The following is a 24,391-nucleotide window of genomic DNA, read 5'->3' on the forward strand; positions in this document are numbered from 1 at the left end:
CCATTAAAGTGCCCGGTCCGGGTGTGCCAACTGAATGTGGAATGCACTGAGTCCATCGGACGTGCGTTCATAGTGTATTAAAGCCTGATTGGCTTCGCAAAGCTCCTTGCAGATGAACAGTCCGAGGCCCGAGCCGGTGCTTTCCGTAGTAAAAAACGGCTCGAAAATATGCCTGCGACGCTCCTCATCAATACCCTCCCCCCAGTCAATGACTCTGATGAAAGGCTGCTGGTTACGCGCTTCTATGCCCGCCTCAATCCTGACCCGGCGCTCTCCCGTAATGGCCTCACTGTAGCGCAAGCCATTGTCGCACAGGTTGGTCAGCACCTGATGGAGCTGACCCGTGTCAAACTTGGCTCCAATGTCAGCACGATCAAGAGATAATTCAAGTGTGCACGGATTGGGCTGGCCGGAGCGGAATTCTTCCGTAAAGTGCTGGAGCCAATCGTTCAGTATGACCTGCTCGGGCCGCGCATTGCGGCGGCGCGAAAGCTGAAGAACATTCTCGATGATCTGGTTCACCCGCTTGCTGTGATTATCGATGATCTGAAGCAGGCGCTGGTCGCCGCCGGTGAGCTGATCCGATTCGCTGAGCAGTTGGCTGGCGTGGCTGATGGCGCCGAGGGGGTTGCGTACCTCGTGGGCGATGCTGGCGGTCAATCGGCCCAGGGAAGCGAGCTTGAGCTGCTGAGCCTGCTGGGCAATCAGGCGGTTGTCTTCGACAAAGACCAGGGTCTCTGAGGCGGTGCTCGGATCCAGCGCCGCGAAGTTGATTTTCAGCTCGTTATTGGACGACTGATCCGTAGCCACAACCGATGAAGTGCGACTGTCGGTTTGCCACTGGTCAAATTGATTTTTGAGCAGGGGAATGTCATCGAGCGTTCCGGGTGTCTCGCGCACGCCCAGCAGCTCGGCGGCAGAGTGGTTGATCAATTCAACGGACTGGTTCCCCCCCAGAACAACGATGCCGGTCCGCATGCGCTCCACAATCAACTGAGCCAGGCGTTGCAGGTGCTGTGCCTGCCGGGCCTGGGCCAGTGCCTCCTGACTGCTGGTGCGGATCTTCCGAGCCAGATATTGGAAGGTGAGGGCCGTGGTGAAGAGCAGGGCGCCCAGGGTGCCGGCGGAGAACAGAGTACGGTTGTCGATCGACAGCAACCACAGCCGGGTGATGCTCTCGCCCACCACGGCGATGCTGGCCAGGGCCGCCAGCAGAATCGCCAACTGCGCGGGCAGCAGCATGCCGCCAGCCGCCACGACCACCAACTGCAGGTAACCCAGGCCGCTCAAAGCACCGCCACTGGCGTACATCATCAGCGCAATGGCCGCCACGTCTAGAACCAGAAGAATAAAGCTCTGCTGATTGGAGGGCAGAAATTTCACCCGCCACAGCAGGCCCAGGGTGATGATGTTGATGCTGGTATAGATGATCGAGGTATAGAGAAAGACGTCCGGGTGGTCGTTGCCGAGAATATTGGGTGCAATATTGCCCTGAAACATCAGCAGCAACAGGCTGCCCAGCAGCGTGCGATAGTAGGTGTATACCCTCAGCAGGTCGTAATTGCTGTAGCTGGATACGCGGGCCATGACAGGGTTGTCGTTGACGGGCATGGGGGACAGGGTACCTTGGCTGTGAGTCTGACCGATCGGGGTCGGATATTATCGCTTTGCGTCGAATCCGCAATTGGCGGACAATACGCGTCGTTTTTCCGCAGTTTATCAGGATGCAGGCCCCTTTATGTCAAGTTTGAGTATCGCAATGGCCCAGATCAACCCGCTGGTCGGGGATATCCCCGGCAATGCCGAGCGGATTCTGGAACAGGCCCGTCGGGCGGAGGCCCAGGGGGCGGATGTCATTGTCTTCCCGGAGCTGACCCTGTCGGGCTATCCGCCGGAGGACCTGCTGCTGAGGCCAAGCCTCGCACTGCGTGTCGATCGCGCGTTGGACCAGTTGAAACAGGCCGAGTTGAATATTGTGCTGGTGCTCGGGTATCCCAAGGTGGTGGCGGGCCGGGTGTTCAATATGGCCGGCGTGGTTGCTCGGGGGCAGTTGGTGTGCGAGTACGCCAAACAGTGCCTGCCGAATTACCAGGTGTTCGATGAGGTGCGCTACTTTGTACCGGGTGATAGCGCCTGTGTCTTTGACCTCAAGGGGGTGCCGACGGCGCTGACCATCTGTGAGGATATCTGGCAGCCCGGACCGGTGGAACAGGCCCGGGACGCGGGCGCCAAGTTGATGCTGAATCTGAATGCCTCGCCCTTCCACAAAGGCAAGCCGCGTGAGCGGGAGCAGTTGCTGGCCGAGCGCGCGAGGCAAGGGCATATGCCCATCGTTTATGTCAATCAGGTGGGCGGCCAGGACGAGCTGGTATTCGACGGCGGCTCGGTGGCGGTGAACGCCCAGGGCGACCTGTGCCGGCGCCTGCCCGCCTGGCAGGAGTCGCTGGAACTGTTGCAGGCCAACTGGCACGATGGCTCGGTCCATATGGCCCATCAGGCGCTGGCTCCCCAGCAGCAGGACCTGGACTCCGTGTATCAGGCGCTGGTGACGGGTACGCGGGATTATGTGAACAAGAATGGTTTCAAAGGCGTGGTGCTGGGCCTGTCCGGCGGCATCGACTCGGCCCTGACGCTGGCCATTGCCGTGGATGCCCTGGGTCCGGAGCGGGTAACGGCCATCATGATGCCGTTTCGATATACCTCGGAGCTGAGCCAGACCGACGCCGCCGAACAGGCCCGCCGCATGGGTGTGCGTTATCACTCGCTCAGTATCGAGCCGATGTACGAGGCCTTTATGGCGACCCTGGATCCCGTCTTCGAGGGGGCCAAACGGGATACCACCGAGGAAAACCTGCAGGCCCGCTGTCGAGGCGTCCTGCTGATGGCCTGGTCCAACAAACGGGGCGACCTGGTGCTGACCACGGGCAACAAAAGTGAGCTCGCGGTCGGTTACTCCACCCTGTACGGCGATATGGCCGGCGGGTTCGATGCGCTCAAAGACGTTCCCAAAACCCTGGTGTTTGAGCTGTCCAGGCATCGCAACGAACAGGGCGAGGTGATTCCCCCGTCCGTCATTACCCGCCCACCGTCCGCCGAGTTGGCGCCGGATCAGAAGGATGAGGACAGCCTGCCGCCTTACGAGGTGCTGGATCAGATACTGGCGTTGTATGTGGAACAGGATTGCAGTGCCGAGGCCATTATTGCCCGGGGCTTTGCGCGGGAGGATGTTGAGCGCGTGGTCCGTCTGGTGGACATCAATGAATACAAGCGCCGGCAGGCGCCGATTGGCGTACGCATCACCCAGCGTGGCTTCGGCCGCGATCGGCGTTATCCTATTACGTCCGGATGGAAGTTGGGAGAGTAAGAAAACTGACGGTAAGAGCGGGCGCTTTCCCGTAGGTCGGGTTAGCGCCCAGCGCGTAACCCGACATGGTCACACGAATACAGCCATCAAACCCCTGAAGGCGGCTGCGGCGCGTCCTGATATTCCGGATTATAAAGCTCCCGGGTATCAAAGCCCGGTGGCTCACTCTTGTCGAACAAGCCAAAGGTGATCAGGCTCAGCCAGCTGCGATCGCCCTCATCCGAACTGTACTGGAAGTCAAAAGAACCATCGTCATTCAGCGCCGGGTGGTCCGGGTAGTTCAGCTTGAGGATATCCAGCATCTGGGCGGACAACTCCGGCATATCCAGCAGTTCGTAGCCCTGCACCATCACTGCCAGTGCATCGGGAACGGCGGGGGTGGTATCAAAGTTTTCCAGTACGTAGCGCCCACGGTTGGTGGCCGCCACATAGGCGCCGCGTTTGAAATAGTAGTTGGCCACGTGAATTTCGTAGCGGGCCAGCAGGTTGCGCAGGTACAGCATGCGGCGCTTGGCGTCCGAGGCGTAAATGCTGTCCGGGAAGCGGGTGAGCAATTGGGCGAAGTGGTCCAGGGAGTCCCGTGCGGCGCCGGGGTCGCGCTGGGTGAGGTCCGTCGGCAGCACCCGCTCGAACATGCCACGACCCTCGGTAAAGGAGCTGAGCCCTTTCATATAATAGGCGTAGTCCACATTGCGGTGCTGGGGGTGAAGACGGATGAATCGGTCGGCCGTGGCCGATACCATGTCGGCGTCGCCGGAGCGGTAGTAGGCGTAAATCAGCTCCAGCTGGGCCTGCTCGGCATAGGTGCCAAACGGGAAGTTCTCTTCCAGTGATTGCAGGTTACTGATGGCGGTTTCCCACTGGCTGCGGCGCATTTGCGCCTGCGCGGCCTCGTAAAGATCGGCCTCACTGGTATACTCTGGCTCGCGATCGGTATTGGAGCAGGCGGTAATCAGCGCCAACAGGCCGCCGAGCAGTAGGAGTTGCAGGACTCGCATAGGATTCAAAACTCGTTCACGATTCAAAAGTCAGTGGGCTCCGTACCGGCCCACTGGAGCAGCGGGCTATTAAAACACAGAGCGTGCGTATACCAAAGCGCCCCGATGGGACCGCGCACCCTCGCACTCGATAGAGGTAATCACGCCCCATGGCGGATCAATTGCAACAGACTACCCGTGTGCCCCCGGATATGGCCGGCATGCGCTTCGACCAGGTCGCCTCGGGGTTGTTCCCTGAATTCTCCCGGGCCCGGCTCCAATCCTGGATAAAGGACGGCCAACTGACCCTGGACGGACGTATTGCCAAGCCCAAGGAGCGCCTGCTGGGCGGGGAGACCCTGCGCCTGGAGGCGGAGCTCGAAGCGCAGGGAGAATGGGAGCCCGAGGCCATCGAGCTGAACATTGTTTATGAAGATGACGATCTGCTGGTGATCAACAAGCCCGCCGGACTGGTGGTGCACCCGGCGGCGGGCAATCACACCGGGACCCTGCTGAACGCACTGCTGCATCACTGCCCGGCGTTGGAAGGGGTGCCCCGGGCGGGCATCGTGCATCGTCTGGATAAAGACACCACGGGCCTGATGGTGGTGGCCAAGACGCTGTCGGCCCACACCGACCTGGTAGAGCAGTTGCAGGAGCGCATTGTCAGCCGCGAATACGAGGCGGTGGCCATTGGCACCATGACCGGTGGTGGTACCGTAGATGCGCCCATTGGTCGCCACCCGCGCCAGCGCAAACTAATGGCCGTTCTGGAGCGCGGCGGCAAGCGGGCCGTGACCCACTATCGGCTGCAGGAACGCTTTGAGGCCCACACCCATATTCGGGTCAAGCTGGAGACCGGCCGCACCCATCAGATCCGGGTACATATGGCGCATATCCGCCACCCCTTGGTCGGTGATGCCACCTATGCCGGGCGCTTCAAAATTCCCAAGGGCGCCAGTGATGAGCTGATTCACCAGCTGAAAAGCTTCCCCCGTCAGGCGCTGCACGCGGCCCGGCTGGGGCTGGAGCACCCTGGTACCGGGGAGTACCGCGAGTGGACCGCGCCCTTGCCCGACGACTTCCAATCTTTGCTGGCCGCCCTTCGGGCCGGCTGAGTCAATCACCGGAGACTGCTATGTCCGAGCTCGAGCTTATCCGCCCCGACTGGCCCGCCCCGGAGCGCGTGCGGGCCGCCATCACCACCCGCCAGGGGGGCGTGAGCGAGGGCCCCTACGCTCAGTTCAACCTGGCGCAGCACGTCGGGGATGACGCCTCGGCGGTGCAGCGCAACCGTGCTCTGCTGCAGGCGGAGCTCGGACTGGAGCGCGAACCTCAATGGCTGGAGCAGATTCATGGCACGGCGGTGGTCGAGGCCCAGGACGATGGCCGGGTCTTGACCGCCGATGGCTGTCATACGAAACAGCCCGGACTGGCCTGTGCGGTGCTTACCGCGGATTGTCTGCCGGTGCTGCTGTGCAATCAGCAGGGCACGCGAGTTGCGGCGGTGCACGCCGGCTGGCGGGGCTTGGCCCAGGGCGTACTGGCCGCGGCAGTGGCACGTTTTAGTGAACCCTCGGCGCAGTTGCTGGCCTACCTCGGTCCCGCGCTGTCTCAGCCCCACTTTGAGGTGGGGGTGGAAGTGCTGGAGGCGTTTTTTGAACAGGCGCGCAATGAAGCCCACAACGAAGCCATTGCGCGGGCCTTCCAGCCCGGTCAGAAGCCGATGCATTTTCAGGGCGACTTGTATGCCCTGGCTCGTGCCGAGCTTGAGGCGCTGGGGGTGACCGCCGTTTACGGCGGTGATTTCTGCACCTACCGCGACCGTGAGCGCTTTTATTCTTATCGCCGGGATCGCGACACCGGCCGGATGGCCAGCTTGATCTGGATCAACCCCTGATACAAAGCGCGGCCTCGCGCCTTGCTTTTTCGGGGTGTGCCCCCATTCTTTTAACCATACTTGGTTATCAGTAATGACTATTCTTGAGGCACACCCATGCGCATTGATCGATTGACCAACCAGCTGCAAACCGCGTTGTCTGACGCTCAGTCCCTGGCGGTGGGCCGGGATCATAGTCAGCTGGAATCCTACCACCTGCTCCAGGCGCTTCTGGATCAACAGGGCGGCACGGCTCGCTCGCTCCTGGCGCAATCCGGTTTCAATATGACCGGCCTGCGCAATGAGCTGGCCAAGCAACTGGAGAACCTGGCCAAGGTGCAGAATCCCACCGGCGATGTGGGCATGTCCCAGGAGCTCGGCCGCTTGCTCAATCTGGCCGATCGTCGCGCCCAGAAAGCTGGTGACAAATTTGTCTCCAGCGAGTCGGTCCTTTTGGCCGCCATGCTCGATGGCGAGAGCCAGTTGGGCAAACTGCTCAAACAGTTTGGTGACGCCACCAGCCTGGAGCAGACCGTGGAGAAAGTCCGCGGCGGTGAAACCGTGGACGATGCCGACGCCGAGGGCAACCGCCAGGCGCTGGAAAAATACACCCTGGATCTGACCGCCCGGGCTGAAGCGGGCAAGCTGGATCCGGTGATTGGCCGGGACGATGAAATTCGCCGGACCATCCAGGTCCTGCAGCGCCGTACCAAAAACAACCCGGTACTGATTGGTGAGCCCGGTGTCGGTAAAACCGCCATCGTGGAAGGGCTCGCCCAGCGAATCGTCAACGGCGAGGTGCCCGAAGGCCTGAAGAACAAACGTCTCCTGTCGCTGGATCTGGGCAGCCTGCTGGCGGGTGCCAAATTCCGTGGCGAGTTTGAAGAGCGCCTGAAGTCCGTGCTCAAAGAGCTGGCCCGGGAAGAGGGGCAGGTCATTCTGTTTGTCGACGAGTTGCACACCATGGTGGGGGCCGGTAAGGCCGAAGGCGCCATGGATGCGGGCAATATGCTCAAACCGGCACTCGCCCGCGGCGAACTGCACTGCGTTGGGGCCACCACGCTGAATGAGTATCGCCAGTACATCGAAAAAGATGCCGCACTGGAGCGTCGCTTCCAGAAAGTGCTGGTGGACGAGCCGAGTGAGGCCGATACCATCGCCATTCTGCGGGGCCTGAAAGAGCGCTACGAAGTCCACCACGGCGTGGACATTACCGATTCGGCCATTATCGCTGCCGCCAAACTGTCCCAGCGCTACATCACCGACCGGCAACTGCCGGACAAGGCCATTGACCTGATCGATGAGGCGGCCAGTCGTATCCGGATGGAAATTGATTCCAAGCCGGAGGAGATGGACCGGTTGGAGCGGCGTCTTATCCAGCTCAAAATTGAGCGCGAGGCGGTCAAAAAGGACGAGGACGAGGCGAGTAAAAAGCACCTGGAAAAAATCGAGTCGGATATCGACCGGCTCGAGCGTGAGTATGTCGATCTCGACGAAGTCTGGCGTGCGGAAAAAGCCGCGCTGCAGGGCTCCCATGAGATCAAAAGCAACCTGGAGCAGGCCCGGCTGGACATGGAGGCGGCGCGCCGAGCGGGCGATCTCGCCCGCATGTCGGAACTGCAGTATGGCGTCATTCCGGAGCTGGAAAAGCAGCTGGATATGGCCAGCCAGGTCGAAATGATGGAAATGAAACTGCTCCGCAACCGGGTGACCGATGAGGAGATTGCAGAAGTGGTCTCCAAGTGGACCGGCATCCCGGTTTCTAAAATGCTCGAGGGCGAACGGGACAAGTTGATCCGGATGGAGGATGCTCTGCACCAGCGGGTGATCGGTCAGCACGAAGCGGTGGTCGCCGTGGCCAATGCGGTGCGTCGTTCCCGGGCCGGCCTCTCGGACCCGAACCGCCCCAACGGCTCTTTCCTGTTTCTCGGGCCAACCGGGGTGGGTAAGACCGAGCTGTGTAAGTCCCTGGCGGAGTTCCTGTTCGACAGCCAGGAGGCCATGGTGCGCATCGACATGTCCGAGTTCATGGAGAAGCACTCCGTGGCTCGCCTGATCGGTGCGCCCCCGGGCTATGTGGGCTATGAAGAGGGCGGTTATCTCACCGAAGCGGTGCGCCGTCGTCCCTACTCGGTCCTGTTATTGGATGAGGTGGAAAAAGCCCACCCGGATGTGTTCAACATCCTGTTGCAGGTGCTGGAAGATGGCCGCCTCACCGATGGCCAGGGCCGGACCGTGGACTTCCGCAATACCGTGATCGTGATGACCTCCAACCTCGGTTCGGATCGCATTCAGGACCTGGCGGAAGATCGCTCTTACGACACCGTGAGCTTCGACGAAGAGAAAACCGGAGACTCCTTGGGCAATGAAAACCGCTATGCGGCCATGAAAGACGCCGTCATGGAGGTGGTGGGACGTCACTTCCGGCCGGAGTTCATCAACCGGGTAGACGAAGTGGTGGTGTTCCACCCATTGGGTCGTGAGCAGATTCGCGGCATTGCCGATATTCAGCTCAGCTTGCTGCGCAAGCGTCTTGCGGAGCGGGATCTGACCTTGAGTCTGGACGATGCGGTGATGGATAAACTGGCCGAATCCGGGTTCGATCCGGTCTACGGTGCCCGGCCACTCAAGCGGGCCATCCAGCAGCAGATCGAAAACCCGCTGGCCCAGGATATTCTTCAGGGGCGCTTTGTGCCGGGGGATAATATCCATGCGGTGCTCAAGGGCGACCGCTTGAGCTTCGAGAAGCGCGCGCTCCACTGAGTGCGCGCTCGGAGTTGCTTCAGCAGGCTCGGTCCATAATCTGGCGGGCGGTTTCCGCCCGTTCGGACAGCTCCTCCTCGCCCAGGTAACGCCGACTGCCGTCCTCGGTCTCTACGGCAATCCGGCCTCCCCGCTCCAGGGTTTCCAGGTTCTGCCGGGCCCGCTGACAGGCTTCGTCCAGCTCCTGTTGAGAAGGTTGTCCGGCATTGCTGGCGGATTGCGGTTCCGGCTGCTCGGGTTCGGGGCGTGGATACTGGCTGGAGTAATCCACCGGTTCGCTGTGGCCTGTCTGGGTGCGCAGAGTTTCCGATGGACGCCCTTTGGGCGGATGAGACGTAAAATGCGTTACCCCGTCATCATCGACCCAGCGGTAAACCTGATCGGCCAGCGCCGTCAGTGGGGTGGCGCAGAGCGTGATGGCCAGCACGGCCAGAAGCGGGTGTTTCATGTTGGGCTCCCTTCGTTGGCGGGCGGCGGTAGTGGGCCGGTAAAAGCCATCCTGCGCTCATGGCCTCGCGCCGCATGTATCATGGATACACTATAGCCCGGTGGGCCCCGTCGAGAAAGGTGTGTCCCGCGCCAGCGGCTGAACTTGTCCCCGATTTGTGAACTTATCCCCCAAGTCCCTGTTTACTCTTGACTTTCCGGAGCATTTTCCGAACAATAGCAAGTTCGCACGATGGCGTGTAGAGCCAGCCGACAACCTCGGTGCCGTACTCTACACCGGAGGCCGACCCGGCCCCCGAACCATCCGCAGCCGCGAAGGCGCGTTAACCTACGCCGCCTGCCCAGAGCCAGCCCGCAATTGCTACCCGCGCGGGAGGTCGGGGAATCCCAAGACTGACTCGATTCAGAGAAGCACAGCTCCCGATCCGAAGGGCGGGCAGGCCGTGGCTTCGTGGTTTGTGGTTGTTGCGACCCCTGAGTTCATACATTCATGGTTATTTGAGAGGTTACCCAGTGGAAATGCTATCAGGCGGAGATATGCTGATTCGCTCCCTGAGGGACGAAGGCGTCAAGCACGTGTTCGGTTACCCGGGCGGTGCGGCCCTGCATATTTACGATGCCATATTTCGGCAGAAAGACGTCAAGCACATCCTGGTCCGTCACGAGCAGGCGGCCACCCACGCGGCGGACGCCTATGCGCGTGCGACCGGTCAGGTGGGCACAGTGCTGGTGACGTCCGGCCCCGGTGCGACCAATGCCATTACCGGTATTGCCACCGCCTATATGGACTCGATTCCGATGGTGGTCATTTCCGGTCAGGTGGTCTCTGAGCGCATTGGTGAAGATGCGTTTCAGGAAACGGACATGGTGGGTGTGTCACGACCGATCGTAAAGCATAGCTTTATGGTCAAGCATCCGAGCGAGATTCCGGAAATCGTCAAAAAGGCTTACTACATTGCCTCAACCGGTCGTCCCGGCCCCGTGGTCATTGATATCCCCAAAGATATCACGGCGCCCGGTGAGACCTTCCCCTACGAGTACCCGGAAAAGGTCAAGATCCGCTCCTACAATCCGGCCACTCGCGGGCACACCGGGCAGATTCGCAAAGCCGTCCAATTGCTGCTGGAATCCAAGCGTCCGGTCATTTATGCCGGTGGTGGTGTTATTCAGGGTAATGGTTCCGATTTGCTGACCGATCTGGCCAAACGTCTGAACTTCCCGGTCACCAACACCCTGATGGGGCTGGGGGCCTACCCGGGTTCCGACCGCCAGTTCCTGGGTATGCTGGGCATGCATGGCACCTTTGAAGCCAATACCGCCATGCATCACAGCGATGTCATTCTCGCCGTGGGCGCACGCTTTGACGACCGGGTAACCAACACCGTCAGCAAGTTCTGCCCCAATGCCAAGATCATCCACATTGATGTGGATCCGGCCTCCATTTCCAAAACGGTTGCCGCCGATGTGCCGATCGTGGGTTCGGTGGAGAGCGTGCTGACCGAAATGCTGGCCATGGTCAAAGAGAGCAAAGAGCAGCCGGACGCCGATGCGATCAAGGCCTGGTGGAAGCAGATTGACGAGTGGCGCACCCGTCACGGTCTTTATACCGCACCGCGCTACAACACCGACGGCGACAAGATCATGCCTCAGGATGTGATCAAGGCGCTGTACGAAGTGACCGGGGGCGATGCCTACGTCACCTCTGACGTGGGTCAGCACCAGATGTTTGCCGCCCAGTATTATCTGTTCGACAAACCGCGTCGCTGGATCAACTCCGGCGGCCTGGGCACCATGGGCTTCGGCCTGCCGGCGGCCATGGGCGTACAGATGGCGCACCGCGATGCGGTGGTCGCCTGCGTGACCGGGGAAGGCAGCATACAGATGTGCATCCAGGAACTGGCGACCTGTACCCAGTATCACCTGCCGGTGAAAATCATCTGCCTGAATAACCATGCCCTGGGTATGGTCAAGCAGTGGCAGGATATGCAGTACGAAAGCCGCTACTCCGAATCACTGTACGAGGAGACTCTGCCGGATTTCGTCAAGCTGATGGAATCCTACGGGCATGTCGGCATCCGCGTGGAGCGCAAAGAAGACCTAAAAGCCAAGATGGAAGAGTGTTTCGCCATGAAAGACCGGGTGGTGTTTATGGACATCCAGGTTGACCCAAGCGAGCACGTATACCCCATGCACGTTGCCCCCAATGGGTCCATGCGCGACATGTGGCTGAGCAAGACGGAGCGTACCTGACATGAAACGTATTATTTCGGTATTGATTGAAAACGCCCCGGGCGCACTGTCCCGGGTGGTCGGGCTGTTTTCCCAGCGCGGCTACAACATTGAAACCCTGACGGTGGCCCCCACCGAAGACGAGACCCTGTCTCGCCTGACGTTGACCACCATCGGGGATGATCACAAGATTGAGCAGATCACCAAGCACCTGAACAAGCTGATCGATGTGGTCAAACTGGTGGATCTGACCGAAGGCGCCCACATTGAGCGTGAGCTGATGCTGGTCAAGGTCAAGGCCTCCGGTGCCCAGCGTGCAGAAGTGAAGCGCTGTGTGGACATCTTCCGTGGCCAGATCGTCGATGTCACCAGCTCGCTGTACGTCATCCAGATCACCGGCACCAGCGACAAACTGGACGCCTTCTTCCAGGCCGTGGGCGAAGCGTCCATTCTGGAAGTGGTGCGCTCTGGTGTGTCGGGTATCTCCCGCGGTGAAAAAGTACTGAGTCTGTAGCCTCGATTGGCGCCAGGGAGGGTGCCGGATCAAAGTGCTGTGACGCGGTATTGACGGCTTTCGTTATAAACTCCCTCCCTTTTTAGACCAAATCGTACCGAAAAAAATACCCACCCCTTCTTTTTTTGGTTGCCACCAAAAAGTATTTGGGCTAGGCTATTTGTAATCGGTTACAGATCCTAATAGCTTCCTGCTCTCTCAGGGAGCTTATTTTTGCCTTCAGTTTGGAACCGGTTACAGAGAATAAAGGGGGCTCCCGACTATAAAGAAACCCTGAGTTGTGGCGTCATCGGCCCACTCACCGGCTCGGAATCACTCCGAAGGCGACCGGCTTTCGCCCAGTCAATAACGTTAATAAAAGTAATAAGAGGAATCTCAGCATGATCAAACGCAGAGGGTATGGTTCGCAGAAAACCGCTTTGGCATTGGCCATCGGCTGCGCACTGAGTAGTGTGGGGTTGCAGGCCCAAGAGCAAACCGGTGGTGACGAGGAAAGTGGCCATCTCGAAGAGGTCATCGTGCGCGGCGTACGGGCTTCTCAGTCCATGGCCATTGATATCAAGCGCGACTCTGATCGTATTGTCGACTCCATTGTTGCGGAAGACATTGGCCGCCTTCCCGATACCACCATTACCGATTCACTTCAGCGGGTGACAGGGGTGCAGATCACCCGAGAAGCCAATGAGGGCACCAGTCTGAACATTCGTGGTATGCCTCAGGTGTTGACCACGCTCAATGGAGAACAGTTTCTCAGTCCTCAATCCATTACCGGCGTTCAGCCGGACTACTCTGACATCCCTGCCGGCCTGATGAGCGGCGTGGATGTGTACAAATCTCAAAGTGCTTCCATGCTCTCGGGCGGGGTATCTGGGGTGGTTGATCTGAGAACCTTCAAGCCCCTGGCGCTGGATGAAGGGTGGACCAGTCGTCTGCGCCTGGAGGCGGCCCAGGGTCAGCGCTCCAAAAACGAAATGAAAGCCGATGGCACGGAAGGCACCCGCGACCCGGACCACAGTGCCAGCGTCATGGTGGGCTACAACTTTGATAATCGACTGGCCATTTACGCCAACCTCAATCACTCGATTTCCAACGCGGCCAACTACTCCATCTGGAATGGCCATCGTCTGGGCTTTCTGGAGTCTCAGGGGGGGGCACCGCTACCCGTGGGCCCAGACCCGGTAAACAATGCCCCGGATTTGGCGGGCACCGGTAATCCGAACGATTGGTACATTGTCCCCGACCGTTACAGTGCCAATAGTCAATTCATGGAGCGTGAGCGCACGGGCGGCACCGTCAGCGCGGAGTGGGAGCTCAACGATAATTTTACTCTCAAGGGTGATGTGTTCTACACCCGTATGGACCGATACGATCGAGGGGTCAGCGCCGGCTTTAACGGTGGTAGTACTCCGCAGTCGTTTGAGGTCAATGGTGAGCCTGGTGTCTTTAGCGAGAATGTGTACAACGTCGTGCAGGACTCACCCCGCACTCAGGTTGAATACGGAGCCACCATTGGGGTGCCGGACGGCGCCGGTAATACTGTCAATCATGACTTGTATTACGTCACCGTGGCGGATGTCTGGGCGGCGGACTTCCAGACCCGCTCGGATAACGACATAGAAAAAACCGCTGCCATCAACACCAACCTGGAATTGAACTACACCAATCACGACAACCTGATCGCCAGTGTGCGTTATGTCCACGGTGAAGCAGAGAGTCAGACCCGCGAAGCGACGTTCCAGCAGGGAACTCCGGCTTGGCTATGGATTGATGAGGATGGTGAAGATGGCAAAGATCCGGTGGAAGGTTACCGTGTAACGGTGGACTATCGGCCGGATTATCCCGAGTTCCACTATCAGGGGCCCAGTTTGGCCGATCCGGCGGTTCTCGATCAGTATCAAGGGTTCGCTCAAGGGAGCAATCTTGAGGCGGAGTTGGATGTCGTGCGTGCGGATGTAAACTTGCGTCTGGATTGGGGACTGGTCGAGTCCATTGATGTTGGCTTGCGTCACGGGATTCGGGAGGCACGCAGCGACCGATTCGAATATGTGACTGCTACCGGACGGTATACCGATTGGGAAGATCCGCGGGTTCCCGCGGACCTGCGCTACAAGCTGCTCCCGGGCAATCTGGTGTGGCAACGCTACCCCGACTGGCGCAAGTTCGATTTTTCGGAAACCAATATCAACCTGGTCGAGGTCGGTGGTCTACAGGACAATGGGTTTAGCGGTGACGACACCGTCGTCTTTACCGATTTTGGCCCCATTGGTGGGTTTGAAAATGGCGTAGCGGCTCTGAATCCCGACGCCTGGGACAGCCCCTATGATTTTATGACACGTCTGTACGGCGAGGTGCGGGCCGTGGAAAACCCCGGCTACAGCTACGACGTGGAAGAGGCCAGTACTTCCGCTCACGTACAGGTGAATTTCGAGAATTTCGATCAGGGACTCTTCGGTATCCCCTACTCAGGCAATGTCGGGGTGAAAGTGGTTCAGACCGATCGGACGGTCATCCGAAATGATGTGCCGGAAGTTCTCGATATGTTCAATTCCATCGGCTATGACGACTGGCAGAAGCTTGCGTTTGTTTACGGCACGCAAACCGATGAAGTGGACTTCACCGATGTGTTGCCTTCAGTCAACTTCAACCTGTTTCCCACAGACGATGTCACCGTTCGTTTCGGCTTTGCTGAGACTATGACCCGAAATGATCTGGATAACGTCGGCGCCAGCTTGAACCTCTGGTACCAGCGCTGCCCTAAAACCGATGAAAACGGTGAGCCGGTCATGGTGGTTGGTCCCTCCGGTCCGGTACAGGATGATGTCGGTTGTGTTGGAGGAGGTGAAGATCAGGGGCGTCCGGATATCGAGCCCTGGCGGGCCCGGGTCTATAACACGGCGGCAGAGTGGTACTTCGCCGAGAACTCCATCTTGGGTGCCAGCCTGTTCCTGATTGACGTGGAAACGGCCGTAGAGCCGGGGCAGGAACAGCGCTCCTTCCGAGACCTTGATGGTATCGACCGCGGTCGCCGCGCCAATATCTGGACCACGCGAAACACCGGTGCCTCGGATTTATACGGGCTAGAAGTCGGCTATAAGCAGCCGTTCACTTTCTTGCCCGGGGAGTACCTCAGTGCGACGGGCATCGAAGCGAACTACACCTACTCGCAAAGCGAGTCCCAATACTCGGATCTGGAAGGGAACAAGTTTCCGCTGCCCTCTAACTCCGAGCATCAGGCCAACCTGATTCTGTGGTACGACAAAGGGGGGCTCAATGTTCGCGCGGCCTACAACTGGCGAAGCGAAGAGTACATGGAGCGGTTCGAAGTCAATACGACCGCTGCCGTCATGGAAATGGGGCAGTGGCTTGAACCAACCGGTTACCTCGACCTGTCCGTCAATTACTGGATCAACGACAACATAAGCCTATACCTGAACGGCACCAATCTGACCAGTGAGAGCCGCCACAGCTATGGCCAGTGGGACAATCATTTCCGTTCGCTATGGGTTCAGGAGCGCCGTTATGCAGCCGGCGTCAGCCTCTCGTTTTAACGATCGCGCTGACATCAATAAAGGCTTAACCGACTAAGAATAATTTCGGAGTTCATTATGAAAAAACAAATTGGCTATATAGCGCTACTCGCCTGTGCCTTCGGCCTGCAAGCCTGTGGCGGTAGCATGTTGGACACCCCGGATTCAGAAAAGCACAAGCTGATACCGGAACCTGTTCAAGGGGATGAGGGGCGCCCGCGTCCTTCGGAGAATGCGCCGGTTTTGTCATCCGATGGCTCACAGTTACTCGATGCCACCGGTGAACCAGTGCTTTTGCGCGGTGTAAACCTTCAATACGGCGATAACCCGCTGGATCGAATCAATGGTATCACCTCCATTCAGGAGGTGGGCTCTAATGTGGTGCGGTTACAACTCCGCTCGGACACCACAGCGGATGAGCTTGAGGCAGCGCTGCTCACTGCGGTCGATGCTGGCCTAGTGGCAATAGTGACCTATTGGGAGCCCGAGGTTGCCTGTGCCGCCGATGATGAGGCTCTGTTTGGGGCGGTGAACGACCTGTGGCTGAACGAGTGGGTTCCGGTGCTGGTGCAAGACCGCTTCCAGCCCCACGTTATGCTTAATCTGGCGAGCAAGTGGGGACCGACCGGCATTTTCAATTCGTACAGTCAGGGGTATCGGATCTACATTGACAATTACAAAGCCGTCATCCGGCAGATGCGCCGGGCCGGATTCCGCAACCCGATCGTGATTGATGCGCCCGGCTGTGGCCAGGATTACCATGCCTTCCTTGGTAATCGGGGGCGGGAGCTGTTGGCCGCAGATGATGAGGAAAATATTGTTCTTTCTGTGCATGCTTTCGGATCGCGCTGGCGTGACCGGGACGATATGGCATCGGCGATGGAGCTATTGAAGGGCGAGCGTATACCGGTCGTTGTCAGTGAATTCGGTGACGCCAATGTGGAAGAGGACGCTATCCGCCACCAGGACTTGATGATCTTGGCCGCCGGAGATAAAGCAGCTCAGTTGCCCATCGATTGGCAGACGCCAGACGACAAAGCCGGTTATCTGGCAGTGCTGCCGGAGTCGATGAGTGTGCTTGGCCGGGAAGTGAGTATGGAGGTCTATCTGGATGAGGACTACATGCAGGCCGCAGAAGGCGAGGGCGTCATGGGACTTCAGATGTACCTCCGGGATAGTGAAGGGCGCTACGCCAACCTGGGGTGGAACTCAGCCGCTAGCCTGCGGGCCAACGGTTGGTCAAGCCTGGAAAAAGTTATTCAGGACGATAGCTCCTTTGGCTGGGCAGAAGACGGCTTTGATGCCTCCAGTGTCACCAAAATCGGGCTGGAGTTGGTGGCCAACGGCAAGAATCCCGAGGTGAATGGTGAGCTTCGTATTGACAACATCAAAGTCATCGAGGCGTCTGTCCCGGAGTTGTTGCGGGAATGGACCTTCGATGATGGTATTGCTGACTGGGCACCAGCGTCCTGGGAGGATCCGCAAACTGGCGTTTCAGAAGTGGATGGCGCTCTTGCTCTCACCCGGGAAGCTGGGGACGGTGAAGTGTTGGCGCTATCAGGTGCTATGGACGGGGTCAGTTACTCGGGGCAGGTCGAAATTACCCTCGACGTTTTGGTGCCAGCGGCTTACGGCGATGCCAGTCAGGAGCTTTACTTCACTGTCCTGTCCAATACCGCGGGCTGGCAGACGGCAAACTATTTGGGGGCCGGCGATGTGACGTTCGGCGAGTGGACTACTCTCACCTTTGAGGCAGAGTGGGCGGGTGGCTCAGACCTTGGGATCCAGATGGGTAACTTGAATGGCAGTGTTGAGCCGATTCTGTTCGATAACATCACAGTGCTTGGGTTGCCTGAAGAGCAGGTTGCCTTCGAGTGGGGTACCCAGTATCAGTCTGATTTCACCGAAGGAACCGATGGCTGGGCGGTGCTCGGTTGGCATACTCTGCAGGTCAGTGTGTCGGCGGAAGATGGTGCTCTGGTCATGTCACCGCGCCCCTCTGAGGCGGGTGATACCTCGGATGATAACAACCGCACTTTCGCTGTCCAGAAGAATAATCTGAACGAGGTGGAAAACTTCAATCTCAATAGTGAAACCCTGGAGATGACTCTGACCCTGCAGTTGGATGAGGCCTACGCTCAGGCACCGGAGGACTTTGAATTCCGTGTGTTCATTCAGGATGCTAACTGGTCCAACCACACCAATCTCGCGGTCTGGACCATTGAGGATTTGACGCCGGGTGAGTGGGTGACCAAAGAGTTCGTCATGGAGTTGCCCGAAGGCTTTGAGCGCAATGGCACCCCGCAACACTTTGGTTTCCAGGTGCTCGGCGTCAGCGATATGCCCGATGCGCCAATCAAAGTCGGAGAAATGCGTATCGAGGGTGACATTCCGTTGGAGGTTGAGGAAGAAGTGGTCCAATTGATTGATTTCCACTATGCGGAACAGTTGGATTGGCTGGAAGTGGATATGGTCGAAGGCGGCTTGGTGGCAGATGACTTGCTTGCGGATGTTGCCTCGTTCGAACGTTCCGCCCCCTTCAGTTGGTTGGCCTGGACGTGGATTGATAATTCGGAAAGCGCGGCCGGGTTTGATCTGTCCAACTCTGAAGAGACCAGCGTGGATTTGACGGATCGGGGTGAGCAAGTCGTTCATGGTAAAGGTGGTCTGATGGAGACCTCCATTCCGGCCAGCTTTCCTGCGGCCGAATAGATCTGAGCACCCGGATCAGGGCTCCCTCTGTTATTGGGAGCTCTGGTTCGATGTTTTGTTGTCTGTACAAGTGGGTTGATACTGGAAGAGACCAAATGAAACTCTATCTGTTTGAAAGTAACACCTGTGCCGCAGCCATTCTTGCTTTTACGGCAGGAATTCTGGGGTGTGGTAGTAATACCGCTATTGAAGATGGTCCCGATACCAATCAACACGATCCAGGAGAGGCGCTGACCTATGTTGAGGTTGAGGGAGGAGAATACCCCTATTGTACTGAGCCGGAGGCATCGGTCGATCTCGATGGCGATGGCTGGGGGCAGCAGGTAATCAGTCAGGAGGAAGAAATCTGCGTTGTCGAGATGGGTGATATGGACCCCAACGCCCCCACGGTTGAAAAGCTGGATATTGCAGAGAGTCTCGTCAATGACAATGCGACCGAGACAACCCGGGCGGTTTACAGCTATCTGAAAAGTGTTTTCGGAAAGCAGGTGCTGTCAGGTCAGCAAGACTTGACGTGGAAAGATTCCACCGACATGTTCCAGCGAGTGGTCAATGACACCGGGCTGGCCCCTGCGATCATGGGCTATGACTTCATGAACTACACCGTAGCTGATGGGCAAGGGTGGTCTGGTTTGACGCAGACCGAAGAGGCGATCGCGCACTGGGAACTGGGAGGGCTGGTTACGTTCAACTGGCACTGGCGAGATCCGTCTGGAGAAACATTGGAGTTCTATACGGAATCCACCGGCTTCAGAATACCAATGGATGGCGATCAACTTGATAGGGAGTCTGAGGCGTTCGCCCAGATGGAGGCTGATGTCGACCGTATTGCACAGGAGTTGAAGGCTCTCCAGGACGCTGACGTTCCTGTCCTCTGGCGCCCTTTGCATGAGGCATCAGGCGGCTGGTTCTGGTGGGGGGCGACCCGAGATGATTCCGTCCAACCTGCTAACGCACAGATAGCGCTCTGGAAGTATTTGTACGATCGGTTAACGAATCATCACGAACTGAATAATCTGATTTGGGTGTGGAATGGTGCCTCGGCTGATTGGTACCCGGGGGATCGATACGTGGATATTGTTGGTGAAGATATTTACGGAGATGCGCAAGATTACGGCTCCAAACTCCCCAAATTCAACGAAGCCGTCGAGTATCCGGACAGTGAAAAAAAGATGGTTGCCTTGACAGAAAATGGCACGATTCCTCACCCGGATAATATCAAGGAGGATGGCGCCTGGTGGCTGTATTTCGTGACCTGGAATGACGGGGACAGTGAAGAAGGTGTTACCAATAGCAGTAACTTCTGGACGGGCGAGTACTACAATGAAGATGCACATAAAGTTGAGGTTTACAACCATGAGCTGGTAATCACTCTGGATGAGCTTCCGGACTTTTACAGCGAACACTGATCCTTCCTAGGTTCGCTTCCGACTGGGTTTTCTGGCCGGGGGCGAACACGATCGTTCAGACCTTTTTCAAAAAGGAAACCATTGGTTTCATTTTTCGTCTTTCGATCCTGGCGCCGACCCGTTCCTCAACGGAGCATTGCATCAGGCTTGATGGGCGTTTTATTGCAAATTTTTAAAAGTAAGATAAATCGTATATTTTGATAAGGGTAATCATTATGAGAAGTACACTTTTAACCTGGGCTACCGGCTTTCTGGTTGGTTGGGCATCGCTGGCCGCAAATGCCGAAAAGTTTCCGCACCTGGCCGATACGCCAGCGATGGGCTGGAACAGTTGGAATACGTTCGATTGTAACGTCGACGAGTCCATGATTCGGGAAATGGCAGACGCCATGGTGGAGTCGGGCCTGAAAGCGGCGGGGTACGAATACATTAACATCGATGACTGTTGGCACGGTGAGCGTGATGCTCAGGGCAATATTCAGGTTAACAAGGAGCGGTTTCCCTCCGGAATGAAAGCCCTGGCCGATTATGTGCATCAGCGTGGATTGAAGCTGGGAATTTATTCCGATGCGGGTAATACCACCTGCGCCGGTTATCCGGGCAGTCGAGGCTACGAGTATCAGGATGCGCGTACCTACGCAGAGTGGGGCATTGATTACCTGAAGTACGACTGGTGTGATACCGAGAATATCAACCCGATTGGCGCATACACTACGATGCGCGACGCGCTCAACCGCGCCGGACGACCGATTCTGTTCAGTATCTGTGAGTGGGGTGACAACCAGCCCTGGAATTGGGCGCAGGATGTGGGGCACTCCTGGCGGGTCAGTGGCGACATCTACCCCTGCTGGGATTGCGAGCTGAGTTGGGGTTCCTGGTCATCCTGGGGTGTTCTGAAGATTCTCGATATGCGTGCCGATGAGCGACTGCGTCAATACGCGGGCCCAGGTCATTGGAACGACTACGATATGCTCGAAGTGGGCAACGGTATGACAGAGGCGCAGGACCGCAGCCATTTCACCCTGTGGGCCATGTTGAACTCGCCGCTGATCGCCGGAAACGACCTGCGCAACATGAGTGATGCCACACGCGACATTCTGACGAACCGAGACATCATTGCTTTGAATCAGGACCCTCTGGGTGTACAGGCCATGAAGTATCTTCATCAGGGAGAGCTGATGATTTATGTAAAACCGCTGGAAGGCGGTGACTGGGCCTTCATGTTTCTGAACCGCATGGATACGCCGCTGAGCTATACCCACGACTGGGCTCATCATTTTGAAGTGAAGGATGATCAGTTCGGCCATAACATCAACTTCCACAATCAGCAGTTCACCTGGCGTCGGCTTTGGCGAGATGGCGAGGGGGATACGAGTAAACCGCTTCGGTTAAAGCTGGCCGCACATGACGTGGCGGTGTTGCGGTTGTCCCCAGTGCGGTAAATTTTTGTATGGCTGGTGGCGGGTTAGCTGCTCCGGGGGGTTAACCCGCCACCTGTTCCCATAGTGCTGACACAATAGGGCTTTTAAGCCGCCTTTGCAGCACGCAGATGCCGGTTTCGAAAGGCCCCAGGTCCGGTTGCTGCGGCAGCGGTTTGACCCGCTGGCGCAGGGGGCTGTTTCTGAGTACGATCTCAGGCACCAACCCGACACCGAAACCGAGGCTTACCATGCTGACGATTGCCTCATTGCCTTTGACCTCGGCGTAAATGTCGGGTGTCAGCTGTTGTGCCCGGCACCAGCCGTCAAAGCGCTCCCGGGCAATACCCTCCTCCGGGATGATGATCGGCCAGCGCCGCCAATCCTGTTCGGAGCCGGCCTGGTTGGAGAGTAACGCCGGGTCCTCGGGGCCGATGAACACCAGAGGTGACTCGGCAATGGACTTGAACTCCAGGCTTCCCGGGAGACGGTCGGGCCGAGCGGCAATCGCAATATCCTCCTGTCCCGCCAGAATCCGCTCGACCGCCTGGGCGGGGTCCCCCGTGTGCAGTTTGATGGCGATGCCGGGGTAGCTGCCCCGGAACTGGGTCAACAAGTCGTGCAAAAAGCTGTAGCTGGCGGTCACCGAGCAGTAAATACTCAGTTGGCCGCGCAGCTCGTCGGCGCCCTGGTGCAGAGCTTCTTGAAAGGTTTCCCATTGTTGAAGGCTTTCCCGGGCAAACCGTTGAAATCGTTCGCCCTCGGGCGTCAGGTTCACCGACCGGTTATCCCTCAGCATCAGCGTCACACCCAGCTCTTCTTCGAGCTGCTTCAGGTTTCGGCTGATGGTGGAGGGGCTGACATGACACTGGGTAGCGGCTCGGCCAAAGTGGCGTGTAGAGGCGAGCGCCAGATAGAGGCGAAGCTTTGTGGCATCCATCGGGATCTCCGGCCGTTGAGCGATGTTGCATTATATGCAATATCAAGTTGCGAATATATCATTTTACGTTATGAGTGTTTTTCCTTAAACTGCCGGCCGATATTCAATCGTTCCCCGCCTTTGGGCGACTATTCAGGAGATGAACATGCACGTTTATTACGACAAAGATTGTGATCTTTCCATCATCAAGGGCAAGAAAGTGGCCATTCTGGGCTACGGCTCCCAGGGCCACGCGCACGCCAACAACCTGAAGGACTCCGGTGTTGAGGTTGTGGTCGGTCTGCGTGAAGGCTCGGGCTCGGTCAAAAAAGCCGAAGGCGCTGGCCTGAAAGTGGCCAATGTGGCCGACGCGGTTAAAAGTGCCGATATCGTCATGGTTCTGACCCCGGACGAGTTCCAGTCCGCGCTCTATAAAGACGAGATCGAGCCCAACCTGAAGCAGGGTGCTACCCTGGCCTTCGCCCACGGCTTTGCCATCCACTACAACCAGGTGGTTCCGCGTCAGGACCTGGATGTGATCATGGTGGCTCCCAAGGCTCCGGGCCACACCGTTCGCACTGAGTTCGTCAAAGGCGGCGGCATCCCCGACCTAGTCGCCATCTTCCAGGATGCCTCGGGCAAGGCCAAAGACGTGGCGCTGTCCTACGCCTCGGCTATCGGTGGCGGCCGGACCGGCATCATCGAAACTACTTTCAAAGACGAAACTGAAACCGACCTGTTCGGTGAGCAGGCCGTTCTGTGTGGTGGTACCGTAGAGCTGGTCAAAGCGGCTTTCGAAACCCTGACCGAAGCCGGCTACGCCCCTGAAATGGCCTACTTCGAGTGTCTGCACGAGCTGAAGCTGATCGTCGACCTGATGTACGAGGGTGGTATTGCCGACATGAACTACTCCATCTCCAACAATGCGGAGTATGGTGAATATGTCACGGGTCCCCAGGTCATCAATGACCAGTCGCGCGAAGCCATGCGTCAGGCGCTGCGCAACATCCAGAACGGTGAGTACGCCAAGCGCTTTATTAGCGAAGGCGCACTGAACTACCCGGAGATGACCGCCCGTCGTCGTCTGAATGCGGCGCATCCGATCGAGCAGGTCGGTGAGCGCCTGCGCGCCATGATGCCCTGGATCGGCTCCAACAAGATCATCGACAAGTCCAAGAACTGAGTTCTTGCGCAGGGGCCCTCCGGGCCCCGAGCACTCGTTCAGCCCGCTGCGGGATCACCTGCAGCGGGCTTTCGTGTACCATGGGGACAGGAAATTCAGTGTTGAGGTGGCTATGACAAACAATGATCAGGACTCCCGGCTGCGGGAAGGGGATGAGGGTTTTCTCCCCTTTGACGAGCATGTAGAGGAGGTTTCCGAGAACGGTAAGAAGGTGCGGCACCGTGGGGTGTACTTTCTCCCCAATCTGTTTACCACCGGGGCTCTCTTTGCGGGCTTCTACGCCATCATTTCCGCGATGCACGGTAATTTTGACAGTGCGGCCATTGCCATTTTCGTGGCCATGGCTCTGGATGGCCTGGATGGGCGGGTAGCCAGGCTGACCAACACCTCCAGTGCGTTCGGTGAGCAATACGACAGTCTCTCGGACATGGTGTCCTTCGGGTTGGCGCCATCTCTGGTCATGTTCAGTTGGGCACTGTCGGACCTTGGGAAGCTCGGCTGGGCGGCCGCCTTTGTGTTCGCCGTTTGCGCCGCTTTGCGCCTGGCCCGGTTCAATACCCAGATAGGGGTGGTCGACAAGAAGTACTTTGTCGGTCTGGCCAGCCCGCCGTCGGCGGCCATTCTCGCCTCTATAGTCTGGACGGGCCACAGTGGTGATGTGTCGGTGTCCGTTGCGGTCGCCTCGGCACTGATCACCACCATCGCCGGGCTGTTGATGGTCAGTAACGTTCGCTACTACAGCTTCAAGGACATCGACTTCCGCGGGCGGGTGCCTTTTGTGGTCATGTTGATGGTGGTGGGGGTGTTTGTGGTGGTCAGCATCAACCCGCCGGTTGTGCTGCTGTGCATGTCAGTCACCTATGGCCTGTCGGGCCCGGTCATCTGGCTCTGGCGGCGCCGGGCCTCTCTGGTGGGGTGGGTAAACAGCAGTAAAGAAGGCGATGAATCCTCTGCTCAGGGTAGCGCTCAATCCGGCGATGCGGGTGCGCCCGAAGAGGTGCGCAAGGAGCCGTAAAATTTTTTTCAAAAAGTACTTGCGCGCCCCGGATC

The 24,391-nt window shown here is 58.1% G+C and carries 16 protein-coding genes; 12 read left to right on the forward strand and 4 right to left on the reverse strand.

From position 1 onward, the window contains the following. Positions 1 to 3 precede the first annotated feature (3 nt). Positions 4 to 1,611 (reverse strand): PAS domain-containing sensor histidine kinase, encoded by a 1,608-nt coding sequence (locus tag N645_RS0116130; protein ID WP_024462550.1) that lies wholly within the window; start codon positions 1,609 to 1,611, stop codon positions 4 to 6. 127 nt (positions 1,612 to 1,738) lie between these two features. Here N645_RS0116130 and N645_RS0116135 point away from each other — a divergent pair, with 127 nt between their 5' ends. Further along, complete coding sequence (locus N645_RS0116135) at positions 1,739 to 3,364, forward strand: NAD+ synthase (RefSeq protein ID WP_024462551.1); 1,626 nt, start codon at positions 1,739 to 1,741, stop codon at positions 3,362 to 3,364. A gap of 86 nt (positions 3,365 to 3,450) precedes the next feature. Here N645_RS0116135 and N645_RS0116140 read toward each other — a convergent pair whose 3' ends face one another. Continuing rightward, the gene (locus N645_RS0116140; protein WP_024462552.1) at positions 3,451 to 4,362 is read right to left on the reverse strand and encodes an outer membrane protein assembly factor BamD; all 912 of its coding nucleotides are present in this window, start codon (positions 4,360 to 4,362) and stop codon (positions 3,451 to 3,453) included. A gap of 149 nt (positions 4,363 to 4,511) precedes the next feature. On the opposite strand from N645_RS0116140, the gene rluD reads away from it, so the two are divergent. The 3 genes from rluD (at position 4,512) to clpB (ending at position 8,983) form a co-directional block, all read left to right on the forward strand. Further along, positions 4,512 to 5,459: a 23S rRNA pseudouridine(1911/1915/1917) synthase RluD gene (gene rluD / locus N645_RS0116145; protein WP_024462553.1), complete on the forward strand. Its 948-nt coding sequence runs from the start codon at positions 4,512 to 4,514 to the stop codon at positions 5,457 to 5,459. Between the two features lie 20 nt (positions 5,460 to 5,479). Further along, entirely contained in the window at positions 5,480 to 6,241 is a 762-nt protein-coding gene (pgeF, locus tag N645_RS0116150) for a peptidoglycan editing factor PgeF (RefSeq protein WP_024462554.1), read from the forward strand. A 96-nt stretch (positions 6,242 to 6,337) separates the two neighbouring features. Then, on the forward strand, positions 6,338 to 8,983 hold the full coding sequence (gene clpB, locus N645_RS0116155) for an ATP-dependent chaperone ClpB (protein ID WP_024462555.1): 2,646 nt from the start codon (positions 6,338 to 6,340) through the stop codon (positions 8,981 to 8,983). A 19-nt stretch (positions 8,984 to 9,002) separates the two neighbouring features. Here the strand turns inward: clpB and N645_RS0116160 are convergent, their stop codons facing one another. Further along, positions 9,003 to 9,431 carry a DUF4124 domain-containing protein gene (locus N645_RS0116160; protein ID WP_024462556.1) on the reverse strand — a complete coding sequence of 143 codons (429 nt, stop codon included), beginning with the start codon at positions 9,429 to 9,431 and terminating at the stop codon, positions 9,003 to 9,005. A gap of 512 nt (positions 9,432 to 9,943) precedes the next feature. On the opposite strand from N645_RS0116160, the gene N645_RS0116165 reads away from it, so the two are divergent. The 6 genes from N645_RS0116165 (at position 9,944) to N645_RS0116190 (ending at position 21,263) form a co-directional block, all read left to right on the forward strand. Then, positions 9,944 to 11,680, forward strand: a complete 1,737-nt coding sequence (locus tag N645_RS0116165) for an acetolactate synthase 3 large subunit (RefSeq protein WP_024462557.1) — start codon at positions 9,944 to 9,946, stop codon at positions 11,678 to 11,680. A 1-nt stretch (position 11,681) separates the two neighbouring features. Beyond that, complete coding sequence (gene ilvN, locus N645_RS0116170; protein ID WP_024462558.1) at positions 11,682 to 12,173, forward strand: acetolactate synthase small subunit; 492 nt, start codon at positions 11,682 to 11,684, stop codon at positions 12,171 to 12,173. Between the two features lie 380 nt (positions 12,174 to 12,553). Then, complete coding sequence (locus N645_RS0116175; RefSeq protein ID WP_024462559.1) at positions 12,554 to 15,721, forward strand: TonB-dependent receptor; 3,168 nt, start codon at positions 12,554 to 12,556, stop codon at positions 15,719 to 15,721. A 57-nt stretch (positions 15,722 to 15,778) separates the two neighbouring features. After that, positions 15,779 to 18,412, forward strand: coding sequence for a hypothetical protein (locus N645_RS0116180; RefSeq protein ID WP_024462560.1), 2,634 nt, complete (start codon positions 15,779 to 15,781; stop codon positions 18,410 to 18,412). Between the two features lie 95 nt (positions 18,413 to 18,507). Beyond that, positions 18,508 to 19,821, forward strand: a complete 1,314-nt coding sequence (locus N645_RS0116185) for a glycosyl hydrolase (RefSeq protein WP_024462561.1) — start codon at positions 18,508 to 18,510, stop codon at positions 19,819 to 19,821. A 215-nt stretch (positions 19,822 to 20,036) separates the two neighbouring features. Continuing rightward, positions 20,037 to 21,263 carry a glycoside hydrolase family 27 protein gene (locus N645_RS0116190; protein ID WP_024462562.1) on the forward strand — a complete coding sequence of 409 codons (1,227 nt, stop codon included), beginning with the start codon at positions 20,037 to 20,039 and terminating at the stop codon, positions 21,261 to 21,263. 40 nt (positions 21,264 to 21,303) lie between these two features. Here N645_RS0116190 and ilvY read toward each other — a convergent pair whose 3' ends face one another. Continuing rightward, positions 21,304 to 22,179 (reverse strand): HTH-type transcriptional activator IlvY, encoded by an 876-nt coding sequence (gene ilvY / locus N645_RS0116195; RefSeq protein ID WP_024462563.1) that lies wholly within the window; start codon positions 22,177 to 22,179, stop codon positions 21,304 to 21,306. 145 nt (positions 22,180 to 22,324) lie between these two features. Here ilvY and ilvC point away from each other — a divergent pair, with 145 nt between their 5' ends. Continuing rightward, positions 22,325 to 23,341 carry a ketol-acid reductoisomerase gene (gene ilvC / locus N645_RS0116200; RefSeq protein WP_024462564.1) on the forward strand — a complete coding sequence of 339 codons (1,017 nt, stop codon included), beginning with the start codon at positions 22,325 to 22,327 and terminating at the stop codon, positions 23,339 to 23,341. Between the two features lie 112 nt (positions 23,342 to 23,453). Then, positions 23,454 to 24,356, forward strand: a complete 903-nt coding sequence (gene pssA / locus N645_RS0116205; protein WP_051174506.1) for a CDP-diacylglycerol--serine O-phosphatidyltransferase — start codon at positions 23,454 to 23,456, stop codon at positions 24,354 to 24,356. The last annotated feature ends 35 nt before the right edge of the window (positions 24,357 to 24,391 follow it).

The sequence above is a fragment of the Marinimicrobium sp. LS-A18 genome (assembly GCF_000463525.1).
Lineage (GTDB): Bacteria > Pseudomonadota > Gammaproteobacteria > Pseudomonadales > Cellvibrionaceae > Marinimicrobium > Marinimicrobium koreense.